Annotated in this window: 22 protein-coding genes and 1 pseudogene; 11 read left to right on the top strand and 12 right to left on the bottom strand. The window is 70.7% G+C overall.

Going from position 1 to position 22,641, the window contains the following annotated elements; translation table 11 throughout:
* Nucleotides 1-217: 217 nt before the first annotated feature.
* Complete coding sequence (locus GA0070610_RS16570) at nt 218-1,129, bottom strand: sulfotransferase domain-containing protein (protein WP_231925630.1); 912 nt, start codon at nt 1,127-1,129, stop codon at nt 218-220.
* Between the two features lie 233 nt (nt 1,130-1,362).
* On the opposite strand from GA0070610_RS16570, the pseudogene GA0070610_RS31185 reads away from it, so the two are divergent.
* A pseudogene (locus GA0070610_RS31185) lies at nt 1,363-1,665 on the top strand (Gfo/Idh/MocA family oxidoreductase); the annotation flags it as partial.
* Here the strand turns inward: GA0070610_RS31185 and GA0070610_RS31445 are convergent.
* From GA0070610_RS31445 to GA0070610_RS16550, 4 genes are all read right to left on the bottom strand, one after another.
* A complete protein-coding gene (locus tag GA0070610_RS31445; protein WP_089000881.1) occupies nt 1,549-2,502 on the bottom strand; it encodes an MFS transporter in 954 nt (317 codons plus the stop codon). The pseudogene GA0070610_RS31185 and the gene GA0070610_RS31445 sit on opposite strands and share 117 nt — an antisense overlap.
* A gap of 93 nt (nt 2,503-2,595) precedes the next feature.
* On the bottom strand, nt 2,596-3,975 hold the full coding sequence (locus GA0070610_RS16560; protein ID WP_089000880.1) for an MBL fold metallo-hydrolase: 1,380 nt from the start codon (nt 3,973-3,975) through the stop codon (nt 2,596-2,598).
* A gap of 133 nt (nt 3,976-4,108) precedes the next feature.
* On the bottom strand, nt 4,109-4,501 hold the full coding sequence (locus tag GA0070610_RS16555) for a DUF302 domain-containing protein (protein ID WP_089000879.1): 393 nt from the start codon (nt 4,499-4,501) through the stop codon (nt 4,109-4,111).
* A 69-nt stretch (nt 4,502-4,570) separates the two neighbouring features.
* The gene (locus GA0070610_RS16550) at nt 4,571-5,773 is read right to left on the bottom strand and encodes an NAD(P)/FAD-dependent oxidoreductase (protein ID WP_089000878.1); all 1,203 of its coding nucleotides are present in this window, start codon (nt 5,771-5,773) and stop codon (nt 4,571-4,573) included.
* A 156-nt stretch (nt 5,774-5,929) separates the two neighbouring features.
* On the opposite strand from GA0070610_RS16550, the gene GA0070610_RS16545 reads away from it, so the two are divergent.
* From GA0070610_RS16545 to GA0070610_RS16500, 10 genes are all read left to right on the top strand, one after another.
* Nucleotides 5,930-6,199: a metal-sensitive transcriptional regulator gene (locus GA0070610_RS16545; RefSeq protein ID WP_089000877.1), complete on the top strand. Its 270-nt coding sequence runs from the start codon at nt 5,930-5,932 to the stop codon at nt 6,197-6,199.
* 134 nt (nt 6,200-6,333) lie between these two features.
* A complete protein-coding gene (locus tag GA0070610_RS16540; protein ID WP_089000876.1) occupies nt 6,334-7,734 on the top strand; it encodes an MBL fold metallo-hydrolase in 1,401 nt (466 codons plus the stop codon).
* Nucleotides 7,735-7,823: 89 nt separating this feature from the next.
* A complete protein-coding gene (locus GA0070610_RS16535) occupies nt 7,824-8,420 on the top strand; it encodes a rhodanese-like domain-containing protein (protein ID WP_089000875.1) in 597 nt (198 codons plus the stop codon).
* Nucleotides 8,417-9,322, top strand: coding sequence for a sulfite exporter TauE/SafE family protein (locus GA0070610_RS16530; RefSeq protein ID WP_089000874.1), 906 nt, complete (start codon nt 8,417-8,419; stop codon nt 9,320-9,322). Before GA0070610_RS16535 ends, GA0070610_RS16530 begins: the two co-directional genes overlap by 4 nt.
* Nucleotides 9,323-9,446: 124 nt before the next feature.
* Nucleotides 9,447-10,199 (top strand): DsbA family protein, encoded by a 753-nt coding sequence (locus GA0070610_RS16525; protein ID WP_089000873.1) that lies wholly within the window; start codon nt 9,447-9,449, stop codon nt 10,197-10,199.
* Nucleotides 10,196-11,608 (top strand): cytochrome c biogenesis CcdA family protein, encoded by a 1,413-nt coding sequence (locus GA0070610_RS31180; protein WP_089000872.1) that lies wholly within the window; start codon nt 10,196-10,198, stop codon nt 11,606-11,608. Before GA0070610_RS16525 ends, GA0070610_RS31180 begins: the two co-directional genes overlap by 4 nt.
* Nucleotides 11,605-12,000, top strand: a complete 396-nt coding sequence (locus tag GA0070610_RS16515; protein ID WP_089000871.1) for a BlaI/MecI/CopY family transcriptional regulator — start codon at nt 11,605-11,607, stop codon at nt 11,998-12,000. Before GA0070610_RS31180 ends, GA0070610_RS16515 begins: the two co-directional genes overlap by 4 nt.
* Entirely contained in the window at nt 11,997-12,965 is a 969-nt protein-coding gene (locus GA0070610_RS16510; protein ID WP_089000870.1) for a M56 family metallopeptidase, read from the top strand. Before GA0070610_RS16515 ends, GA0070610_RS16510 begins: the two co-directional genes overlap by 4 nt.
* 87 nt (nt 12,966-13,052) lie before the next feature.
* Nucleotides 13,053-13,652, top strand: coding sequence for a class I SAM-dependent methyltransferase (locus tag GA0070610_RS16505; protein WP_089000869.1), 600 nt, complete (start codon nt 13,053-13,055; stop codon nt 13,650-13,652).
* 244 nt (nt 13,653-13,896) lie between these two features.
* The gene (locus tag GA0070610_RS16500) at nt 13,897-14,364 is read left to right on the top strand and encodes an NUDIX hydrolase (RefSeq protein WP_231925621.1); all 468 of its coding nucleotides are present in this window, start codon (nt 13,897-13,899) and stop codon (nt 14,362-14,364) included.
* Nucleotides 14,365-14,367: 3 nt separating this feature from the next.
* Here the strand turns inward: GA0070610_RS16500 and GA0070610_RS16495 are convergent, their stop codons facing one another.
* Genes GA0070610_RS16495 through GA0070610_RS16465 form a run of 7 tightly spaced genes read right to left on the bottom strand, consistent with a single transcriptional unit; the run spans nt 14,368 to nt 22,637 of the window.
* Nucleotides 14,368-15,195 (bottom strand): HAD hydrolase family protein, encoded by an 828-nt coding sequence (locus GA0070610_RS16495; protein WP_089000867.1) that lies wholly within the window; start codon nt 15,193-15,195, stop codon nt 14,368-14,370.
* Nucleotides 15,188-16,393, bottom strand: a complete 1,206-nt coding sequence (locus GA0070610_RS16490; RefSeq protein WP_089000866.1) for a hypothetical protein — start codon at nt 16,391-16,393, stop codon at nt 15,188-15,190. Before GA0070610_RS16490 ends, GA0070610_RS16495 begins: the two co-directional genes overlap by 8 nt.
* Nucleotides 16,390-17,022, bottom strand: a complete 633-nt coding sequence (locus GA0070610_RS16485; RefSeq protein ID WP_089000865.1) for a class I SAM-dependent methyltransferase — start codon at nt 17,020-17,022, stop codon at nt 16,390-16,392. Before GA0070610_RS16485 ends, GA0070610_RS16490 begins: the two co-directional genes overlap by 4 nt.
* Nucleotides 17,006-18,121, bottom strand: a complete 1,116-nt coding sequence (locus GA0070610_RS16480) for a GHMP family kinase ATP-binding protein (RefSeq protein WP_089000864.1) — start codon at nt 18,119-18,121, stop codon at nt 17,006-17,008. Before GA0070610_RS16480 ends, GA0070610_RS16485 begins: the two co-directional genes overlap by 17 nt.
* Nucleotides 18,105-19,187, bottom strand: a complete 1,083-nt coding sequence (locus GA0070610_RS16475; RefSeq protein ID WP_089000863.1) for a monodechloroaminopyrrolnitrin synthase PrnB family protein — start codon at nt 19,185-19,187, stop codon at nt 18,105-18,107. Before GA0070610_RS16475 ends, GA0070610_RS16480 begins: the two co-directional genes overlap by 17 nt.
* Entirely contained in the window at nt 19,184-21,565 is a 2,382-nt protein-coding gene (locus GA0070610_RS16470) for a pyridoxal-dependent decarboxylase (RefSeq protein ID WP_089000862.1), read from the bottom strand. The genes GA0070610_RS16475 and GA0070610_RS16470 overlap by 4 nt, the downstream gene beginning before the upstream one ends.
* Nucleotides 21,558-22,637 (bottom strand): NAD(P)-dependent oxidoreductase, encoded by a 1,080-nt coding sequence (locus GA0070610_RS16465; RefSeq protein WP_157747176.1) that lies wholly within the window; start codon nt 22,635-22,637, stop codon nt 21,558-21,560. The genes GA0070610_RS16470 and GA0070610_RS16465 overlap by 8 nt, the downstream gene beginning before the upstream one ends.
* Nucleotides 22,638-22,641 lie beyond the last annotated feature (4 nt).

Raw genomic sequence — 22,641 nt, 5'->3', positions numbered from 1 at the left:
CCGAGGAGCCGTGCGGGTTCGTCGGGTGGTGGATCGGATGCGTAGTCGCTGACGCCGCCACCTGTGCGGGAGAGTTCAGGAACCGCATCGTCGCAGTGCGTGAAGACCGCTGCGACCCGGAGAGGGCCGCCACCCAGCAAACCACGAATCCCCGGCCACGCCGTACAGGTTAAAGATCAAGCTAAGGCGGGATAGCGAGGAGGAGGGCGGCGTAGGGTCAGCGGGCGGGAACGATGGGGCCGCGGTGCAACCAGTCGATGAGGTCGGGCTCGGCCAGCTTCGCGACCCGATCCTCGTATCGTCGCAGGTCATCTTCGTCGAGCAGGTCCCGCCACTGGCCGCTGACACCCTGGTTGAAGAACCGCTTCGGATCGCGCCACATCGCCGCGACCGGGGTCAGAGCCTCCGCCCGGCCGCGCATCGAGTCGAATGTCGCCGCCCGCACCAGATCCGGCCACCGCGACTCCGGCACCTCGATTCCAAGGCGCCCGGCGAGGAACCTCATCTGACCTTCAAGATCTGACTTCAGATCGTCGTAGTGCAGCAGCAGCACGTTGGGCCGCTCCCGCTCGGCCCAGAACCCCGACAGGTGGTGCAGCATCGACGGCAGGCCCACCTGCACATTGGTGTCCTCCAGCCAGGCCCAGAACCGGTTGTACGCGGACTGTGCAGGCGCCGGAGCCGTATCCGCGGGCTCCTGGGTCGGGCTACCGCCGGCCGCCAGCAGCGCGTCGAAGGCCTCTTGGGCGACGTTCTGGAAATGGGCGTCCCAGGAGATCGCGACGTCCCGGGGATCCCGACCGACCGCGACGTAGGTCACCCCATCATGGATGGGCAGCCCGTCGAAGGGCGTATGAGTCTTGATGAAACGGCGATGCCGCTGCGCCTCGTAGAACGCGAAGATGTCGTCCCGGCTGCGAGTCAACATGTCGAGCCAGTAGGTGAGGTCGTCCAGCCGTGCCGGCAGCTCCGGTGTCTGAAAGATCAATAAGGCGCAGATCGTCTGGGTCCACGTCGTCCCGCACTTCGCGGGAGTCGAAACCACGATGTCACCTTCGCGGAACGGGAAACCCTCCCACCGTCCGCTGTCCATGACCTCGTTCTGGTACCGAACCGTCGGTTGGCGCAACGGTCCTCCCTGTTTTCGGTGGGTCCGTCCAAAGTAGACCTAGCCTATCGAACCGGGCGACCGTCGACCAGCTCGCGGGCCGGTGAAGGGCCAAGGTGCGAGCTATCTCGGTGGTTCGAGTTCGAGGGTCATGCCGGTGCTGGTGAAGAAGCCGGCGCCTTCACAAAGGCCACTTACTGCGCACATCACCAGCTCTGGGCGCCCGTCGGCCGACTACGCTATCGCCCTGGGGGATGCCGCGGGGTGGGCCGGCGGGGTGGAATGGCGGGATGAGGGTCGAGGTCGCGCTGATCGGAGCCGGGCCGATCGCCCGCATCCACCTAGACGCGTGGGTGCGCGTGGGTGCGGGGGTGCGGGTGTACGCCCACGACGGCCGGGCGGACGCGCTGGCCGGGGAGTTCGGTGCACGGGCCGCCGGTTCACTGGACGAAGCGCTCGACGGCGCCGGGCTGGTGGACATCTGCACGCCGACCGGCACCCACCTGCCGATCGCCCTGTCGGCCATCGCGGCTGGGCTCGGCGTGGTCTGCGAAAAGCCGCTGGCGGCGACCGCCGCCGAGGCGGCGGCGATCTCCGAAGCGGCCGAACGGGCCGGCGGCGGCGAACAGCACGGGAAACAGGCCCCAGGCGAGGCCGTCGTTGAGGTTGTTCACCAGGACGGCTTGGCTTGCCGAGCTCAGTGCCGGTTCCCGCCAGCTGACCAAACTGAAGACCTGCCGGGTGGTGAGATCACCCCGGTGAGCGCCCTCGGCAGCCTGTTGGGTGGCCGCCTCGTGGTGGGCGTGCCCACGCGTCTCCCGCACCAGGAGCGACGCCAGGCCGAGGCCCACCGCCACGTAGGCGGCGCCGAGCAGGAACGGCGCGGGGCGCAGGCCGTGACGAGCGGCCAACGCTCCGGTCGCCAGCGCCGTCGCGGCCACGGCAAGATACCCGGCCGCCTCGTTCAGCCCCATCGCGAGGCCGCGCCGACGCGGCCCGGCCAGGTCTATCTTCATGATCACCGTGGTGGACCAGGCAAGCCCCTGGTTCACGCCGAGCAGGACGTTGGCCGCCACCACCCAGCCCCAGCTCGGCGCCCAGATGAGCATCAGCGGTACGGGGATCGCCACCAGCCAGCCGGCCAGCAGCACCGGCTTGCGGCCGTACCGGTCGGAGAGGGTGCCGGCGAAGACGTTGGTGACCGCCTTGGTGGCGCCGAAGGCGAGGATGTAGGTGTGGGCGGTCAGGTGGAACTCCTGCTGCCCCAGGAGTGGCAGGACGGTGCGCTCGGTGCCGAGCACGCCACCCACCAACGCGTTGACCACGACGAGGAGGAGAAACTGGGCGGAATTCGCCCGTAGGCCGAGCCTCGGCCCGACAGGGCTCGCGGTCATGCCCACATCCTTTCTGTCACTCTCACCCTCCTCTCGCGGACAAGCAGGTGACCGAGGCGCCCTCGGTCACCTGCTTGTCGCGTAACGGTGGGATCAGACCGCTGTGTGCAGCGTCTGCCACGCGCCGTAGCCGCCGAGCAGGTCGGAGACGTCCGCCCGACCCGCGTTGCGGAGCAGGCTGGCCGCGACCGAGGAGCGGTAGCCGCCGGCGCAGTGCACGACGACCGGGCGATCGGTCGGCACCTCGTCGACGCGTCGGGTCAGCTCGGCCAGGGGGATGTGCAGCGACCCGGCGACGGCACCCTGTTCCCGCTCCCCGGCATTGCGTACGTCCAGCACCACCGGCGCCTCGGTCCCGTCCAGCGCCTCGCGCAGTGCGGTGGCGGTGACCCGGCTGGCCCGGGTCATGTCGGCGACCATCTCCAGGAAGGCTCCCTCGGGCTTCCGTAGGTACCCGATCACCTGGTCGAAGCCGATCCGCGCGAGGCGTACGACGATTTCCTCCTCCCGGTCCTGCGGGGCGACCACGAGTACCTTGCGGTCCGGAGCGACCACGCTGCCGGCGGTCTCGGCGAACCGCCCGTCGGCCGGGATGTTGATCGCACCCCGGATGTGCCCTGCGGTGAACTCCTGCGGGTCGCGGGCGTCGATCACCACCGCCCCCTCGGCGCGGCCCTCGGCGAACTCGGCAGCGTCGAGTGGGCGCGCCTGCCGGGTGTGGTCGAACAGTTCGTGGGCCTTGCGGTTGAGCACGGCGTCGAAGGCGAAGTAGCCGGGCGCGGCCGGCTGCCCGCCGGTGACCAGGGCGACGAACTGCTCCTCGCTCATCGGGGTGCAGGCGTAGTTGGTGCGGCGCTGTTCGCCGATGGTGGACTGCCGTTCGGTGGAGAGGTTCTTGCCGCAGGCCGAGCCGGCGCCGTGGGCGGGGAAGACCCGCACCTCGTCGGGGAGACCCATCAGTTTGCGCTGCACGCTGTCGTAGAGCATGGCGCCGAGCTCACCGGCGGTGACGCCGAGGGATGCGAGCAGGTCGGGGCGGCCGACGTCACCGATGAACAGCGCGTCGCCCGTCATCACCCCGTACGGCACCGCGTCGTCGGCGCGCTCGTAGATCAGGATGCTGATGGACTCCGGCGTGTGACCCGGGGTCTCCATGACTTCGAGGGTCACGTCGCCGAGGCTGATCCGCTCACCGTCGGCGAGCTTGCGGCTCGGGTACTCGGTCTCGGCGCGGTGCCCGTAACCGATCCACGCCCCGGTCGCCGCGGCTACCTCGAGGTGGCCGGCGAGGAAGTCGGCGTGGAAGTGGGTGTTGATCACCCCTTCGATGGTCAGCCCCCGGACCCGGGCGTCGGCCAGGTATTCGTCGATGTCCCGGCGCGGGTCGACGAGTACCGCCCGACCGGTGGTCTCGTCACCGATGAGGTACGAGGCTTGGGACAGGCAGTCCAGGTAGTACTGGGTGAACAACATGGTGCCGAACTCCTTCGCAGTGGTGGCGGGCGGTGCAATCACGATAACGCATACCCCCGGGGGTATGTTCCGGGCCCAAGGTCCCGCCCTTCCGGGACCCTGCGCCCCGCAGTCCCCGGACTCCTGCCGCGCGTCAGGTTGACACGGCGTCCAGCGCGGCCCGCAGCCGAGCGGCAGCCTCGTCGGCCACTTCTCGCAGTTCGGGCGCGTCGCTGAGCTGCACCATCACCTGCGGGTCCATGGCCTGCACCACGGTGCTGTCCGGTCCGTCGGCGCGGACCACGACGTTGCACGGCAGGAGTAGGCCGATGCCCGGGTCCGCCTGCACGGCGCGGTGGGCCAGGGGCGGGTTGCAGGCGCCGAGGATGACGTAGTCCCCGATGTCGGCGCCCAGTTTCTCGCGCAGCGTCGACCGCATGTCGATCTCGGTCAGCACCCCGAAGCCCTGGTCCTTCAACGCCGTCCGGACGCGTTCGACGGTCGGGCTGAACGCGGCGGGCAGGCGGATGGTCATCGCGTAGCTCATGTGTGCGCTCCCCTCAGTTCACATGGTGCCGACCCCGAGGGGCCGGCACCGGCTGTTCGAGATGTCCGCTCAGGCCAGTCCACGCAGCATCCCGTACCAGTACATGGCTGGCAGCCCGTACCGCTTGAGCAGCCACATGTCGTAGCGCGGCTTCATCGTGTCGATCAACGGGAAGCTCGGCTTCGGTGTGAGCTGGTAGTCGAACTCGGCGAGCAGCATGCGGTTGTGTGCCGTCACCAGTGGGCAGGACGTGTAGCCGTCGTAGCGCGCCGGCAACAGCTCGCCTCGGCGTGCGGCGAGGAGGTTGGTTGCCACGACCGGCGCCTGCTTGCGGATGGCCGCGCCGGTCTTCGACGTGGGCAGGTTCGCCACGTCACCCAGCGCGAAGATCTCTGGCCAGCGGGTGCTCTGCAGGGTGTACTGGTCGACCGCCAGGTAGCCGAAGGGGCTGGCCGGGTCGGCCAGTGGGCCGCCCTTGAGCCAGTCCGGCGCGCTCTGCGGCGGCACGGCGTGCAGCAGTTCGTAGTCGAGCGTCTCCTCGGTGCCGGCGGCGCTGTCCAGGATCACTGCCCGCCGGCCCTCGCCGTCCACCCCGACGAGCTGGGAGTCGTAGCGCACCTCTATGCCGTAGTTTGCAGCGACGCCGGTGAGGACCTTGGCCCATTCCGGCTGGCTGAAGATGGTCGCCGTGGGCAGCACCAGAATGATGCGGATCCGCTCCGACAGCCCCTGTCGGCGCCACCAGTCGGCCGCCAGGTAGGCGATCTTCTGCGGCGCACCCCCACACTTGATCGGCCCGGCCGGCATGGTGAAGATCGCCGTGCCGCGCCGGACATCCCGGATGAAGTCCCAGGTGAGCGGGGCCAGATCGAATCGGTAGTTGCTGGACACCCCGCGCCGGCCCGCCGACTCGGCCAGGCCGGGTACCGCGTCGAAGTCGAGCTGGAGCCCCGGCGCCATGACGAGATGGTCGTATGCCACGGTCCCGCCGCCAGCGAGCGGGACGGTGCGATTGTCCGGATCGACGCCGGTTGCCCGGTCCCGGAGCCAGGTCACCCCCTTCGGGATCAGCTTCTCTTCGGGCCGGACGGTTTCCGCCGCCGTGGCCTGGCCGCCGCCGACGAGAGTCCAGAGCGGCTGGTAGTAGTGCTGCTCGGAGGGTTCGACAAGGGCGATGTCGCCAACGCCGGCGCGGCGCAGCCGCGCCGCGACGCTGATCCCCGCCGTTCCGCCACCGACGATGACCACCTGGTGGTGCCGTACCGAAGCCATGGAACCTCCTGGAGGCGAGAAGAGCGGTCGCCGCGGGTGCGTCCTCCGGATGGGCCGCGGAATGCCCGGACGATCCGTGCGGTTCAGAATACCCGTGGGGGTATCTGGTGGCGAGGCTGTACCCCCTGGGGTATCTTTCGACTGGGAGGTAGTGCGGTGAAGCTTCGGCCTGACATGACCGGCGAGGCGCTGACCCGGCTCAAGCGGGCCCGGGGTCAGCTCAATGCGGTCATCGAGATGATGGAGACCGGCCAGGACTGCCGCGAGGCGCTGACCCAACTGGCCGCGGTGTCGAAGGCGATCGACCGCGCCGGCTACAAGATCATCGCCTCGGGGATGCGGCACTGCAATGCCGCTCGCGACCGGGGTGAGGCGCCCGAGATGACGGAAGAGGAGCTGGAGAAGCTCTTCCTCGCTCTGGCCTGAACAGCGGATGACCACCCGCCGGCAGCGCGTGTCCACGGCGTAGGCGGGTAGTCATCTCGTTTCTGAGTCGACGCAGAAGTCCGTCTCCCATATACCCCCCTGGGTATATGGAGAATACCGAAGGGAGAACGGCAATGGCAGCAGAGGTGGCCGTCATCGCGACGTCCTCGCTCGGCGACCGCAGCTACCTGGCATATGACGGGCAGGTGGCGATCGTGGTCGACCCGCAGCGCGACATCGACCGGGTCCTGTATCTCGCCGGGGAGAAGGGGGTGCGGATCACCCATGTGGTGGAGACGCACATCCACAACGACTACGTCTCCGGCGGCCTGGAGCTCGCCCGGGTGACCGGCGCGCACTACCTGGTCGCCGCAGCCGACGAGGTCGGCTTCGACCGCATGCCGGTCTCCGACGGCGACGTGGTGCCCGTCTCGGACGCCCTGCGCCTGCGGGCGATCGCGACCCCGGGTCACACCTACCACCACCTGTCGTACGCCCTCGACGAGGCCACCGACGGCGGCTGGCGGCCGGCGGGCGTCTTCACCGGTGGGTCGCTGCTGTTCGGCACGACCGGCCGCACCGACCTGCTCGGCAAGGAGCACGCCCACGAGTTGGCCCACCACCAGCACGCCTCGGCGAAGCGCCTGGCCGACCTGCTGCCCGACGGCGCCCAGGTGTGGCCGACGCACGGCTTCGGCAGCTTCTGCTCGGCCAGTCAGGCCGACGCGCCCGACTCGACCATTGGACGGGAGAGGCAGGCGAATCCGGTCCTGACGTTGGCGGCGGACGAGTTCGTCAGCCAGACCCTGGCCGGTCTGGACGCCTACCCGGCGTACTACGCCCACATGGGCGTGGCGAACTTCGCCGGCCCAGCGGCCGTGGACCTCACCCCGGTGACCCGGGCCGACGCGGTCCAGCTCCGCGATCGGATCGGCGCCGGGGAGTGGGTGGTGGACCTGCGGCACCGCAAGGCGTACGGCGCTTCGCACCTGGCCGGCACCGTGAGCCTCGGGCTGGACGGGCCGATGTCGACCTGGCTCGGTTGGCTGATCGACTGGGGCGTGCCGATCACGCTGCTGGCGGAGACGCCGGAGCAGGTCGCGGACGCCCAGCGGGAGCTGGTCCGGATCGGCATCGACCGGCCGGCCGCACAGGCCACCGGCCAGCCGGAGCAGTGGGTGAGCAGGCCCGAGGAGCTGCGGGAGCTCCGGATGGCCGACTTCCCGGCGCTGGCGGCGGCACGTAACGGCAACACCCCGGCGGGACTGCCGGCACCGGACGTCGTCCTGGACGTGCGGATGACCAACGAGTGGCGCAACGGCCACATCGAGGGTGCGGTGCACGTGCCGCTGCCCGACCTGCCCCAGCGGCTCGCCGACGTACCGGCCGGCACGGTCTGGGTGCACTGCGGCTCCGGCTACCGGGCCACCGCCGCCGCGTCGCTGCTGGTCAACGCCGGCCGCGAGGCCGTCGTCATCGACGACAAGTTCGACCAGGCCGAGGCGGCTGGCGTCGCCATGGCCGACAACACCTGACCCTACCCGCGGACCGGACGGCGCGATTCGGCGCCGGCCGGCATCCCACCCTGCCGTCGATCGCGACGGTCTGACCTGATCGAGGAGAAATGACCGCTTCCGAAACCATCCGCCCGGCCACTCTCGACGCCACCAGCCTGCGTGAGCTGATCGACTCCGGTCGGGCTCCCCGTCTGCTGGACGTGCGTACCCCGGCCGAGTTCGAGACGGTGCACATTCCCGGGGCCTACAACGTCCCGCTGGACCTGCTCAAGGAACACCGCGAGGAGCTGCGCAACCACCTTGACGAGGACGTGGTGTTGATCTGTCGCTCCGGTGCCCGCGCCACTCAGGCCGAGCAGGCCCTCGCCGAGATCGGCCTGCCGAACCTCAAGGTCCTCGACGGAGGAATGCTGGCCTGGCAGGCCACCAGGGCCCCCATCAAGCAGGGGAAGCAGCGCTGGGACCTGGAGCGCCAGGTCCGTCTCGTCGCCGGTTCCATCGTCCTGGCCAGCGTCCTGGGTTCGGTGTTCGTCCCCGGCCTGAAGTGGGTGGCCGGCTTCATCGGCGCCGGCCTCACCTTCGCCGCCGTGACCAACACCTGCGCCATGGGCATGATGCTCGGCAAGCTGCCCTACAACCGCGGCGCCAGCTGCGACCTCGACAGCGTCGTCGGCCAGCTGCGCGGTACGGGGAGCCGGGAATGAGTGCCACCCTGCTGCTGACGGTCGGGCTGGCCGTGCTGATCGGGATCAGCCTCGGCCTGCTCGGCGGCGGCGGCTCCATCCTCGCCGTACCGCTGCTGGTCTACGTCGCCGACCTGCCCGCGAAGGAGGCCATCGCCACCTCGCTGCTCGTCGTGGGCGCCACCAGCGCGGTCGGCGTCATCCCGCACGCCCGGGCCAACCGGGTGCGCTGGCGTACCGGCCTGATCTTCGGCCTGGCCGGTATGGCGGGGGCGTACGCCGGTGGCCGGCTGGCCGAGTTCATCCCGGCCGCGTACCTGCTCACCGGCTTCGCGATCATGATGCTGGCCACTGCGATCGCGATGATCCGCGGTCGTCGCTCAGCCGAGGGTGAACCGGTGCCTCACGAGCTGCCGGCATTTCGGGTGATCATCGACGGCGTCGTCGTCGGTCTGGTCACCGGCCTTGTCGGCGCCGGCGGTGGTTTCCTGGTGGTGCCCGCCCTGGCCCTGCTCGGCGGTCTGCCGATGCCGGTCGCGGTCGGCACCTCCCTGGTGGTCATCGCGATGAAGTCCTTCGCCGGACTGGCCGGCTACCTGTCGAGCGTCAGCATCAACTGGGGGCTCGCCGCTGCGGTCACCGCCGCCGCCATCGTCGGCAGCTTCCTCGGCGGCCGGCTCGCCGGGAAGATCCCGGCCGACGTGCTGCGCAAGTCGTTCGGCTGGTTCGTGGTGGTGATGGGTGTCTTCGTCCTCGCCCAGCAACTGCCCGCGGAACTGCGCAGCAACCCGCTGCTGTGGACGGGCGTGGGCATTGCCGTTGCGACCGCGGTGGCGGTGACCGTGCCGTTCGCCCGGCGGAAGCCCGGGGTGCACGGCGAGTCGGCCGTCCGGGAGCCGGTCGAGTCCGCGTCCCGTCGCTGACCTCCTTGCACGCCAGGGGCGCCCGGTGGGTCCGGGTGCCCCTGGCCAGGCTTACTAGCGAACCTAGTACTAGAGCTGATAGTACTAAGATTCATAGTAGATACCGATAGCTGCTGGAGGACGCATGCAACGCTCCACGAAGCCGCCGCCCGCAAGCGCCAGGCGTACGCCCCCGATCCGTCGGGCAGCTGGCTGGCTGGGGCCGGTCGTCGTCATCGCGATCGTCGCGGTCCTGGCGATCATCGCCCGGCCGGCCGACAAGCCGGCGGAGCCGGTAACCGGTGCCGCCACCGGCGGATCGACCGGTGGTGGCCAGGCGGAGAACCCCTTTGCCGGTCTGGCCCGGCGGGCACCCGACGACCCCCTCGCACTCGGTGAGCCCGACGCGCCCGTCGTGATCCTGGAGTACGCCGACTTCCAGTGCCCCTTCTGCGGGCGGCACGCCCGCGAGACCGGGCCGAAGCTGATCAAGGACTACGTCGACAAGGGCCTCGTCCGGATCGAATGGCGCGACCTGCCCTACCTCGGTGCCGAGTCCGATGACGCGGCCGCCGCGGGGCGCGCCGCCGCCGCTCAGGGGAAGTTCTGGGAGTTCCACGACGCCGTGTACGCCAGGGACCGCCGGGTGAACAGTGGTTCCCTGAACGAGGACGCGCTACGCGACATCGCCAGGAGCATCGGGCTGGATCTCGCCCGGTTCGACACCGACCGTGCCTCCGCCGCCACCCACACCGCCGTCCGGCGCGACCAGCAGGAGGCGACCTCGATGGGCATCACCGGCACCCCGGCGTTCATCGTGGGAGACACCCCGATTGTCGGAGCCCAGCCGTACGAGGCTTTCAAGCAGGCCATCGACAGGCAGGTGGGGGCCCGATGAGCGACATCGGCTACCTCGCCGCCCTGCTCGGAGGAGTGCTCGCCTTGCTCAGCCCATGCAGCGCCATGCTGCTGCCGGCCTTCTTCGCGTACGCCTTCCAGAACCCGCGGCAGTTGCTCGCCCGCACCGGCGTGTTCTACCTGGGCCTGGCCGCCGTGCTGGTGCCGCTCGGCGCCGGGTCCTCGGTCGTCGCCGGAGCTTTCTTCCAACACCGCGACACGCTGATCACCGTCGCGGGCTGGTCGATCATCGCCCTCGGGGCCATGCAACTGGTCGGCAAGGGGTTCGCCTTCGGGCCGGCCCAGCGGTTGATGGGACGGCTCACCGGAGACTCTCCGCTGTCGGTGCTCGCCCTCGGCGCGGTCTACGGGCTCGCCGGCTTCTGCTCCGGTCCGATCCTGGGCGGCATCCTGACGGTTGCGGCGACCTCCGAGCAGCCCGCGACGGGCGGTGCACTGCTGGCCGTCTACGCCCTGGGCATGACGGCGCCCCTGCTGCTGCTCGCCCTCGTCTGGGACCGGTGGCGCATCGGCGAGCGCCGGTGGCTGCGGGGCCGGCAGTTCTCCGTCGGCCGGCTGCACCTGCACAGCACGTCGACCGTGTCGGGTCTGCTCTTCGTCGCGCTGGGCGCACTCTTCCTGCTCTTCGACGGCACGGCGGGCCTCGCCGGTGGCTTCGGCCTGACAGACGTGGAAGGCGCCGCGCAGGAGTGGGTGACCGGAACACTCGGCGAGGTGCCGGACGAACTGGTCCTTCTCGTCGCGGGGTTGGCGGCGATCACCGTCCTGGTGCTGCGCCGGCGTCGTGCCGCCGCGACTGCGGACACCGCCGCCGCTCCGAAAACCCCCGCCGCCGGGGAAACGGCTGCAGCCCGGCTGCCGTCGGTGACCGACGTGGTCGGGGCGAGCCTCGCACCCGAGCCGTGGGTGTGGCCGGCTCGGCGGTGGATCGCGGCGGTTGCCGGCGCCGTGGCGACCGCGGTGGCGATCGCGATCCCCACCGACCTGATCGACACCCCCTACTTCAGCCGTGACATGGCCGTCACCTGGTGGGCCTGGCCGGTACTGCTGGTGACCGCGGTCCTGTCGGGGCTGCTCCTGGCCACCTACGTCGCGCCCGTCGCCGCAACCGGTGACAAGGCGACCTGCGGCAGAGAGTCGCGGACCGGCGTGACCGGGGCGACCCTGTCCCTGTTCGCCGTCGGCTGCCCCGTCTGCAACAAGCTCGTCCTCATCGCGCTCGGCTACAGCGGGGCGATGAGCTGGTTCGCCCCGGCTCAGCCCGTACTCGCCGCGGCCTCGATCGCCCTGCTCGCCTGGGCACTGCGGCGTCGGCTCGCCGCTGAGCGGGCCTGCCCGGATCCGGCCGCGCCGGAGCCGCTCGCGGCAGAAGGTACGGTCGACCGGTGAGCCGACCCCGAAGGAAGGACCCCGGCAACGACCGCCCACTGGGTCCGCTGGAATCCGCCGTGATGAACGCGTTGTGGGAAGCGCCCGGGCCGCTCACGGTGCGGCAGATGGTGGACGCGATGGGGGAGCGCGGCCTCGCCTACACCACGGTGATGACGGTCCTGGACAACCTGCATCGCAAGGGCTGGGCGGAGCGCGACCTCGCCGGGCGGGCGTACCGCTACCGCCCGAAGGCCAGCCGGGAGGAGCGTGTCGGACAGTTGATGGCCGAGGCGCTCTCCTCGGCCGCCGACCAGCATGCCGCACTGGCCCGGTTCGTCGACACCATGACTCCCGAGGAGGCCGCCGCCCTGCGCGAGCTGCTCGATCAACGCGGAACGCCGAAGCCGTGACCAGTCTGGTGCTGCTGGTCTGGGCGGTCGCGGTGGCGGTCGTCGCCCCTCCGGCCCTGACCGGGCGATGGACGACCTCCCTACCGCGGCTCACCGTCGGACTCTGGCTCGGCGCGGAACTCTCCGTCAGCGTCGCCGTCCTCACCGCCGGTCTGCTGGTCGCCGTACCGCCCGCTGCCTTCGCCGCCGGCCTCGAAGGCATCGTCGTCGCGTGCACGCGGGCCCTGACGGGCCTCGGTGCCCCGAACGAGACGCTCGCCGTGATCGGGCTGCTCGCCACCGTGGTCCTCGCCGCCCGGATCGTGATCGGTCTCATCGTCACGTTCACCTCCGCCCGCCGCTGGCGCCGCCGACACCTCGCCGCACTGCTGCCCCTCGGCCGACCGGGTGCCAACGGTTGGACGGTCGTGGACCACACCACGGCCGCGGTCTACTGCCTGCCGGGCCGCCCGGGCCGGGTCGTCGTCACCAGCGCCGCGCTCGACGCACTCACCGCCGAGGAACTGGCAGCGGTACTGCGGCACGAGCGGGCGCACCTCCGAGGCCGACACCACCTCCTCGTCGCCCTCGCCGTCGCGTTCCACCGGGCACTGCCGGGACTGCCGATGGCCGACGCGGCCGAAACGGAGATCAGACGGCTGGTGGAGCACCTGGCCGACGACCGTGCGAGCGAGCGCCACGGACGGCAAGCTGTCGCCACGGCCATCGTCCAACTCGCCGACCGTGCTCCCCGGCACGCTCTGGGCGCGGGGACGGGCGCGGTCGAGCGGGTACGTCGGATGCTTGCCCCGCCGGCCCGACCGCGGACCCTTCACCGCCTCGTCGCCGCCAGCGCGATCGGACTGCTCCTGACCGGACCACCGGCGGTGGCGATCGCCTCCGCCGGCTTGGCCCTCCACGCCGCCACCTGTTCGACCAACTCGCCACCTGCGGCCGGCAGTCCCGCCCACGTGGCAGGCAGTTGACGGTCCGGACCGTGTCCGTCGCCGCCCTCGGCAAGGATGAGAGCCGCGCCGGGAAACGAATCTTCGCACGTCGAGAGGAGCACGACGATGGACAGCACTGCCTGGGACGAGCGGTACGCGAGCGCGCCGGAACTCGTGTGGACCGCCGAACCCAACCGCTTCGTCGTGGAGGAGGTCGCCGGTCTGTCCCCCGGCAGGGCGATCGACCTCGCCGCCGGTGAGGGACGTAACGCGGTGTGGCTGGCCCAGCAGGGCTGGGAGGTCACCGCAGTCGACTTCTCCGCGGTAGCCATCGAGCGGGGCCGGGAACTGGCCCGCCAGCGAGACGTCAGCGTCGACTGGCAGGTGGCCGACGTTACCGAGTACGAGCCGCCGGCCGACGGCTTCGACCTGGTGCTGATCGCGTACCTGCACCTGCCTGCCGCCGAGATCGCCGCCGTGCTGTCCCACGCCCGCCGCGCGGTACGTGCGAGCGGGCGGGTCCTCGTGGTCGGCCACGACCTCGGGAACCTCTCCGGCGGCACGGGTGGCCCGCAGGACCCCGGTATCCTGCTCACCCCCGAGACGGTGGTGAAAGAGCTTCCGGGGCTGCGGATCCGCCGGGCCGAGACCGCCCGCCGACCCGTGACGGTGGAGGGCCGAGCGGTGGACGCCCTGGACACGGTCGTGGTCGCCGAACGATCCTGAGCATGCCGGGTCGTCGAGCAGGCCACCCCTCTGTCGCACCGGTTCCGCCGCCCACCCCGCTGTGAGCTCCACGAACGACATCCACGAAGCCTCGTCGGCGCCATCATCTGCTGGCGCCGACTCCGCCGCTGGGAGAGCTGGCAGGTGTAAGCCCGGGGAGTGCCATCACCGGGCGGGCCACTAGGATTCTCTGCTTATGACCCCTGTTGAATCTGAAGCGCCGGCGCGGGCGCCTGTTTCTCGCGTGCAGCTCGTCATCGGCATCGTCCGGCGAGGCGACGAGATCCTGCTGGTGCGGGAGAGCCTCGGCGCGAACGGCGAGATGCTCTGGTCGCTGCCCGGCGGCGGCGTCCAGGACGGCGAGGTCTTCCACGAGGCGCTGCGGCGGGAGATGCAGGAGGAGACCGGCCTGGTGGTCGGCGATCCGGTCGCCACCGCGTTCGTGATGCACATCGACTCCGAGCGTTACCCGTCGGCGCTGGCGATCGCGTTCGAGATCAACGACTGGGAGGGCGAGACCCTGCCGGAGGACGACGAGATCGCCGAGGCAGCCTTCTTCCCGCTGCCGGAGGCTCTCAAGCTGATCGGGCAGCTCGAGAGCGACAACCAGCGGGAGCCGATCCTCGGTTACCTGAGCGGTGCGGTGCCGGCCGGCACCACCTGGATCTGGCGCAACCGGGACGACGAAGAGGTCCTGCTCGCGCGCTGGTGACCCTCAGTGCGCACAATCCTCCACGACGTCCGGTCGGTCACGCCGGACGAGCGCGTCCGGGTGGAAGGCGGCCAGGAAGTCTCCGATCGGGCCCGACAGCCGCATCGTCGCGCGTGCAGCGGCGTCGGCGTGGCTGTCGGCCACCGCGACCCCGACCGCCGCAGTGGCCAGCAGGCACCGGTCGTTGCGCCCGTCGCCGAACGCGATGACCCGCTTCAGGTCGGCCTCACCGGCCCGCTCGGCCAGCAACGCCGTCAGAGCGGCACTCTTGCAGGTCCCCGCAGGACGCACCAGCTTCGCCGCGGTGCCGGCGAACGGGATCGCCTCGACCGCACCGCCCAACAGCCCCTCGGGCAGCGGCACACGGTCCAGCACCAGCACCGAGCCGACCTGCGTCCGCCCGCCGAGCTGCGGGTCGACGTCGATGGACGATCGGGGCAGCCGGTGTGCCATCGCGAACCACGTGGACGCGCGCCGGGAGGTCGCGACATAGCGGTGATCCGACTCCGCGACCATCTCGCTGAAACCTGCGGCGAGCAGCGCTGGCACCACCTCGCGGGGCAGCGCGCGGCGATACGTCGCCCGGGCGGCGGCGCGGTCGTACTCGACGTTGCCGTTGTCGAGCAGCAGGTGAGGCCCGAACAGTTCGAGTAGGCGCTCGGGTAGACCGAGCGCCGTGAACAACACCGTCGATCGTCCAGTCACCAGCAGGAGCGTCAGGCCGTGGTCACGCAGCTGGGCGAGGCCTTCGATCGTGCCAGGCAACGGCACACCGCGCTCGTCGACCAGCGTGCCGTCCAGGTCGAACGCGGCGAAGGCGAGGTCAGCCACGCAGCGTTCCGAGCGCCTCGCGGATGGAGCTGGAGAGATTCACCAGCGTGTTGCGGGTGCCGAGCTCGGTGACCAGGATCGGCAACCGCATGAGTGCCTCGAACGTCCGCCCCGCCAGGGCACCGATCTCGTCGCGGTCGCGGGTGCGGGCGTGCAGCCAGTCCTCGACGAACACGTCGTCGTCCGGAGTCATCAGCTGCTCGGCGAGGACCTCGCGCGCCTCGTCCGGACCGACCCGACGCACGCTGAGCACCGCGGAGTCCTTCGTCACGTGGGGCAGCACGATGGCGGTCAGCCGTACCGAGGGGACCAGGGCGGTGCCGGTGCGCGCACGCCACTCGACGGGCAGCAGGTTCAGCTTGGAGTCTCCGCAGAAGTTCTGCCAGTCGCTGGTGACGAAGTCCGGCTGCCGGCGGGTCAGCTGCCAGCTGGTCGCGTCCTTCAGGCCCAGCGCGTGCATGGTGCCGCCGTTGATGCGGATCGGCACCGGCATCCCGCAGGCTGTCACCTGCTCTCCCTCCACGCGGACCATGACCCGGTCGTTGGCGACGAAGCCGCAGCCGGAGGCAGCGGCCAGGGCCAGGGCGGTGGTGGACTTGCCGGCACCGGAGCGGCCGATCACCACCACGTTGCCCTCGGGGGTGGCCGCGCAGGACGCGTGCAGCCCGGCCCAACCGTCACTCTCGCCTCGCCGGTAGCCGAACTCGCGCAGGTGCCGAGCCAGCGCCAGGTGGGCGTAGGGGCGCGCGGTCGTGACGAACACCAGGCCGCGCGGGGACTGCACGACGAGGTTGGTGCCGTCGATCTCGTCGGGCTCCGAGACCACGGCCCAGGTCCCGTCGGCCATCTCGTAGCGGATCCCTGGTGCGGCCACGTGCAGATGTACGGCTTGCCGCCGGACCGCCTGCGCCGCGTAGTGGTCGACCAGCCGTTCGAAGCACGCGTCGGAAACGGCGAGGTTCACGGCGGTCAGGGAACAGGGCGAGAAGTCGTCGGGCAGGTGCTCCCAGATGTCGTTCGCCGGGGTGAACAGGTCGTGAAGGTACGTGACGGCTCGCGGGTCGGTGCTGCTCACCGCGATCCGTGTCTGGCCGAGCCGGACGGTCCCGGCGCGTACGCCGAGCCGTGCCGCCAGCGCGTGCGGATCGGCCAGCTCGGCCGGATCGGTGTCGATGAGGCTTGCTTCGCTCTGGATCATCGTGTCCCCGTCGGTCGCAGGACGGCCCGCCAGACTGAGCGCTGGCCGGGGTCGGCATCGTGGAGGTATTCGAACGGGCCGTCGACGAACTCGAATCCGGCGGTACGGCAGAGCGCGGCGATGCGCTCCGGCGGCAGCAGCGTCATCACCTGTCCGTTGGGGAGCCGGTGGCGGTCGTCGGCGAGCCGGGTCAGCCGGTGGTCCAGATGCGCTGCGCTGAACAGGTTCAGCGACACGACGCCGGCGGTGGCGACGACCCGGCTCAGCTCGCCGATGGCGGCGCAGACCTGTTCCGGCCGGGGCAGGTTGTGCAGGACCCCGTGACACACCACGACTGCGGCCCGCGCGGTGGCCACCGGCAGCGCGACGACGTCCGCCCGACAGAAGGCCACACCGGGGGCGATGCCTCGTGCGCGCAGCACCATCTCGGCGTGCAGGTCGAGTCCGACGACCCGGTAGCCTCGTTCGGCCAGCAGCGGCAGGTTCCGCCCACCACCGCAGCCGACGTCGAGGGCCACCGCGCCGGGGCCGCCCTGCGGCACGATGTCGGCCAGGTATCCCGGCGGCGACGCCGTGGCGAACGTCGTCACCACGTCCGGCCGATTCCAGTAGTCACCCGTTGCGCGCATCGCGCTTCACCGTGCACTCGTCGATCAGGTAGCCCTGGTCCCACGGCATCGCGCGGAACGTGGTGAGGCCCGCGGCCTCGAAGCCAGCCGCGACGGCGTCGGGCTGCTCGGTGAGAGCGAAGAAGAGCGGTCCGACCGAGGAGAGACTGAGCACCGCTGCCTGTCCCGACTCGAACAGCTGCCGTACCTGCGCCGCGTACTGCAGCAGGCGGGGGTGTGAGAAGGCGCAGTTGCGGATGCTGCCCATCTCGAACCGGTAGTCGAAGACGAGCTGTCCAAGGGTGCTCGGAGTGCCGGTGACCAGGTCGGGCCAGCACTCGTGCAGCAGCCGGTAGGCGATCTGCGGCGCGTATCGACGGCCGGTCTCCAGGAACCCGTCGAAGTTCTCCGCCTCGGCGCGAAGGCTCTCCGAGGCGTCCCAGCTGCGCAGGTCCGGTGGTACGGCGAGCACGATCGTGTGCCCGGCCGGCGCGGGGGCGGCCAGCAGCGCGACCGCGTTTCCGGAGACCACCTGGATCGCGCCGGGTACCAGACCGGCGGCGGCCGAGCCGCCGATGCACTGGACCGGCATGATCTCGTCGTCGTTGCCGTCGATCTCCTCGCCGTGGTTGTCGACCAGCAGCCGCATCAGCGTCCGGTGGTCCAGCGGCCGACCGCACAGTTCGTTGATCGCCGCGGCCACGGCCGCGAGGACGGCGCTACTGCTACCGAGACCGACGTGCGGAGGCAGCGGGTGCGAGCGGATCGTGATCCGCATCTCGCCGGTGAGGCCCAGGACCTGGCGCATCAGCAGTGCGGCGTGGCGCCCCAGGACTGGCCGGGCACTGTCGGCGGTGACCTCGACACCGTCGCCGGACGCCGTGACCTCGACCTCGACGCTCGTGAAGAGGTCCGTGACGAAGACCAGCTCACCGGCAGGGTAGGAGCCCGCGCCGGGCAGCACCTTGCTCGGGTCCAGTGCCATCGCGTTGAGCCGGTTCGGGTAGCGCAGGCGCACCCGGCCCTCGATTCCGGCGGCGGGTGGCACGGACGGGACTGCGCCGCGCACCGAACCCACCCGTACGGGGGCGAAGCCCGCCACACTACCGGTCGCGGTCATCGGCGCTTCCTCTCCGCTGTCGGGGCAACGGCAGCGTCACCGCGGCCTTGGAGGTGGTGATCTCGATGAGGTGGTCGAGGGCCTCGACGGTGTAGCCGCCGCTGCCCAGCGAGCCTTCGGCCCGGATCGCCATGTTGGCCCGGGCCACCTGGCGGTGGGGGTAGCGGAAGCGCAGGATGCGCTTGAGCAGCGCGGCATACTCCGCACGCACCCGGGGCGACTCGAGCAGGCAGCGCAGCAGAGGTGAGTTGCCGCTGCGGTACGCCAGGAGCGTGTCGTCACACACCGCTCGGTGGGTGGGCGGCAGGTAGAGCACATTCTCTCCGAGATAGCCGTCGTGCCACGCGCCGAGCTGGCCCGGTTCGCTGGGCGCGAGCAGAAGTACGTCGAGGACGAGCAGTGGCATCTGGGCGCCGCCGGGACCCATGTAGGCCCGCCCGCCGAGGCTCATCGACGGGAAGTAGGGCCGTAGCCGGTTCGAGAAGTAGTCGGGGGTGATCGTCCGCTGGACCGTACGCAGGTTCTTCCGCAGGACCTCGACCCCGTCGTGCACCTGGCCGAGTGCGGCGAGGAGCATGTCCTCGTCGAGGTCGGCGCTGTCGCGGCAGGCGGCCAGGTCGTCGACGGCCAGATTCAGTGCCTGGGTCGCGGCGACGACCGAGTCGATGAACACGTGCTCTTCGTCGCTGAGCAGGAAGCCGCGGCGGCGGGGGCCGACCGGGTTGCGCGTGGTGTAGCTGTACACGGTGTCGCGGGGGACCTCGTCGGCGACGGCGGCCAGGCGTAGGAGTGTGGGCTCGATGCCGTTCAGGTCGGCGTCCGGATCGTGCCTGATGAGTGAAGCAGCGAGGAAGCCCAGGTCACGCAGGGCGGCTCGGGCCGTGTAGACGTCAGCCGTATCGAAGCCGGCGCCGAGGTCGGCCAGCGCGTCGGCCATCCACGCCGTGTCGGCGCGCTCGTTGGCGGCCGGCAGCTCGGCGAGGACGTCGTCGGCGCGGAGGGGGTCCATCGCGGCCACGGCGAGGTCGTCGGCGTTCTGGTCGGCGCCGATGAAGGAAGTGGTCATGATGCGACCCCGACCGCGGTGGCCAGGACCGTCTCCGTTCCGCCGTCCGTGCTCCGTACCGCCGCGTGCGCCCGGATCAGGTCGGCGCCGTGATCGGCGACGGCGACGACGTCGTCGACCCGCAGCCGTTCCGGTTCGGAGACGTCGAAGACGGGCAGGAGGCGGGCCATGCGCCGGCCCACGCCGGTGTCGACCGCCATCCGGGTGCGCCGCCCGGCAGGCAGCGACGCGGTGGTCACGACAAGCTCGCCGGCGCTTCCGGATACGTCGGGTACGCACCGGCCGACCAGGCCCGACCGGGCGACCAGCGCGTCCGTCGCCGACGCGGCGACCAGGTCGGACAACCGCCAGGCGTCCTCCGACCGGGCGCCCACCACGACCGTGCACTCGATGTCGAAGAAGCGGTTCGGGAACCGCTGGTACTCCTGCCGTAGCAGGTGTGTCCGCCGGGGCAGCAGCGGGTCGCCGCTGACCCGGAGCACGTCCAACCGGGCCGGGCGGTCGTCGTCGGCGAGTTCGATGGTGCACTCGAACGACGTGTCGATGGAGAACGAGTAGTCGTTGCTGTGGGCGCGCCGCCGGAAGCCACGCGCGCTCTTTCCGAGCTTCACCACGATGCGGTCCCGAAAACACTGGATCTCGTCGGTGAACTCGCCATCGCCGAACTTGTACTCCAGCGACCGGAACTCGCCGCTGTTCTCCAGGTTCATCAGCACCCGCTCGCCGGGCTCACCGGTGCCGACGCAGAAATGCACGCCCCCGACCAGGGACAGCTTCTGCTGCGGCCGGTCGAGCACTTCGACGTAGTAATCGGCGGTCCGCACGCCGAACAGTTCGTTCCCGAACGGGTCGGCGAGATCCGGGGCGTAGACGTGCGCCTGGCGACCCGTCGCGGTCTCGCCCCATTCCCGCACCTGCAGGGGTTCGCCGGTGGCGGCGCGGTGCAGGAAGGTGTGGAAGGAATACCCGGGCACGTCCGGATCGCGGCGGCCCGGCGGGTGCACGATGTAGTGCCGGAAGCAGTCGGTGTCGGCGGCGATGTCACGCAACTGCTCCGGCACACCAGCGTCGGCCTTCACGCGCCCGCGCTTGGCGCGTTCGGCCCTGGCTTGCGTGACGGCCTGGGACAACCCGGTGGCGAAACGGGCGATCTGCTCGTCGGTGAGGCTGTGTCCGGCGTAGAAGTGGTGGTAGTTGCGGCGTCCGCCCTCCGGCGCGGGCGCGCTGACCGGGAGGAGCCGGTAGCGCTCGGTGAACTCCTTCGGCAGCAGCCCGTCCGGTGTGGAGAAACCGGCCACGACGACAGGTGAGGCGGGTGCCGGTCGAATCTCCGCCTCCGGGTCGGCGGCACGGATCGCGTCGGCGATCAGGTCCCGGCGACGCAGGCACTCCTGGATCGCTGCGGTGAAACCGGAACGGCCGAGGCCGAAGACGGTGGCCCACAGGGCGGCGGCCGCGGCGCCGGGGCGGGACCCGGTCAGGGTCGAGTCGACGATCCCGGTGACCGGGCTCGCCTCGGCGACATGTCCCAGCAGGCCCTTGCGCATGAGCAGAACCCCGCACGAGTACGGCAGCAGCCCCGACTTGTGCGGGTCCAGGGCCATCGCGTGCACGCCGACGTTCCGGAAGTCGAAGGCCATCGCGGGGTCGCTGAACGGGAAGATGAAGCCGCCGTGTGCCGCGTCGACGTAGCAGAAGAACCGCACCTGATCGGCGAGCTGAAACGCCCGGCGCCGCAGCAGCGCGGCCAGCTGGTCGACCGGGTCGCACAGGCCGCTGTTGTAGTAGCCGGCCGTCAGCGCCACGATGATGCCGGTCGCGCCGGCGGCGACCGCTGCCTCGACGGCCTGCGCCAGTTGCTCCGGCTCGATGACCCAGCTCGGGCCGGGTGCGATCGTGCGCAGGTCGAGGCTGAGGACCTCGGCGGCCTTGGTCACGGAATGGTGGGCGAATTCGCTGGTGATGAGGGTGACCCGCGACGCCGCGTCGGCCCGGACGGCATTGCGCCCGATCCGCAGTCCCTGCAGCACGGCCTCGGTCGCGCCCGAGGTGATGTAGCCGTCAGCCGAGTCGGCGTGCAGCAGGCCGGCGAGCCCCAGCAGAGCTTCACGTTCGAGCCGTCGGGTGCCGGCGCGCCCCGCGCCGAAGGGGGTGTGTACTCCGACGTTGTTGCTGTTGAGCGCCAGGAACCGGGTCCAGGCGGAGAGGGCCACCTGGTGGGGGGCCGACATGGCGAAGCCGAGCCGGGTCACCGTGGGATCGTCCCAACCGGTCGTCTCCGCGTACGCGCGGTCGAGGCCGGCTGTCAGCTCGCTCGGGCTCAGCCCGGCGGCCGGGAACGCATCGCTGATCGTCCAGCCGTTCTCCAGGTCACCCACCGGTACCGTCCTTGCCGTGCCGGGCGGCCGGCGTTCGTCCGAGCCGTACGTGCAGCCGCTGGGGTGTCAGCGGGTGCTGCGGCTGTTCTCCCGCCAGTACGCGCAGGATGTCGTCGGCGACGATGTCGGCGACCGCGATGTTGGCGTCCTTGGTTCGCCCGGCGATGTGCGGCAGGTGGACCACGTTGTGTCTGCCGATCAAGGGGTCGCCCTCCGGCAGTGGTTCGACGTCGTACACGTCCGCAGCCCAGGCCAGTTCGTCGGCGAGTACCCGCTCCCGCAGTGCTGCGGCATCGATCGCGGCCGCTCGGGTGATGGTCACGACGAGAGCGCCCTGCCGCAGGGCGAAGACGTGGTCGCGGTCGACCACGCCGGTGACGCTGGGGGTGTCCGGTGCCGCGACGACGAGGATCTCGCAGTCCCGCACCAGCCGGTCGAGGTCCACCGGCTCCGCTGAGACCTCGGCGAAGCGCTGCGGGGAGCGGAACGGGTCGTACGCCAGCACGGTCGCGCCGAGGGTGGCGCACCAGGTGGCGATGCGACCGCCGATCTCGCCGACCCCGATGATGCCGACGGTCTTGCCCGCCACGGTGCCGTTGGCGAAGCGCGGATCGTCGCAGAACTGCACGTACGGGTAGTCCCAGGGGCGGAAGCCGGTGATGACCTGGTGGTGCCACTGCGGAATGCGACGCAACCCGCACAGGATCAGGCTCAGCCCACATTCGGCGACCGACTGACCCCAGCCGGGAGTTCCCTCGACGAACGGGATGCCCGCGTCCCACAACGCGTCCATGGCCTCGATTCCGCAGGTGTCGGTCTCGCTGGCCACCACCTTCAGTCGAGTCGCGGCGGCGATCATGTCCTGGGTGAGGTCGCCCCCGAACAGGGCAACCGCGTCGATGTCGGCCCAGTCGACGGCAGCCAGATCGCTTTCGCGTACGTCGATGTAGCGAATCTCGCAGGTCGGGGACAGGCGTTGTTCCAGCCGCTCGCGCAGGAACGCCCAGAATTCCGAGAGCAGACCGTCGTCGGTCAGCAGCACGACGGGTCGGCGGGAGGTGAGGTCGTTCATGCCT

Source organism: Micromonospora echinofusca, assembly GCF_900091445.1.
Taxonomy (GTDB): domain Bacteria; phylum Actinomycetota; class Actinomycetes; order Mycobacteriales; family Micromonosporaceae; genus Micromonospora; species Micromonospora echinofusca.
This window is presented reverse-complemented; position numbering and strand designations above follow the sequence as displayed.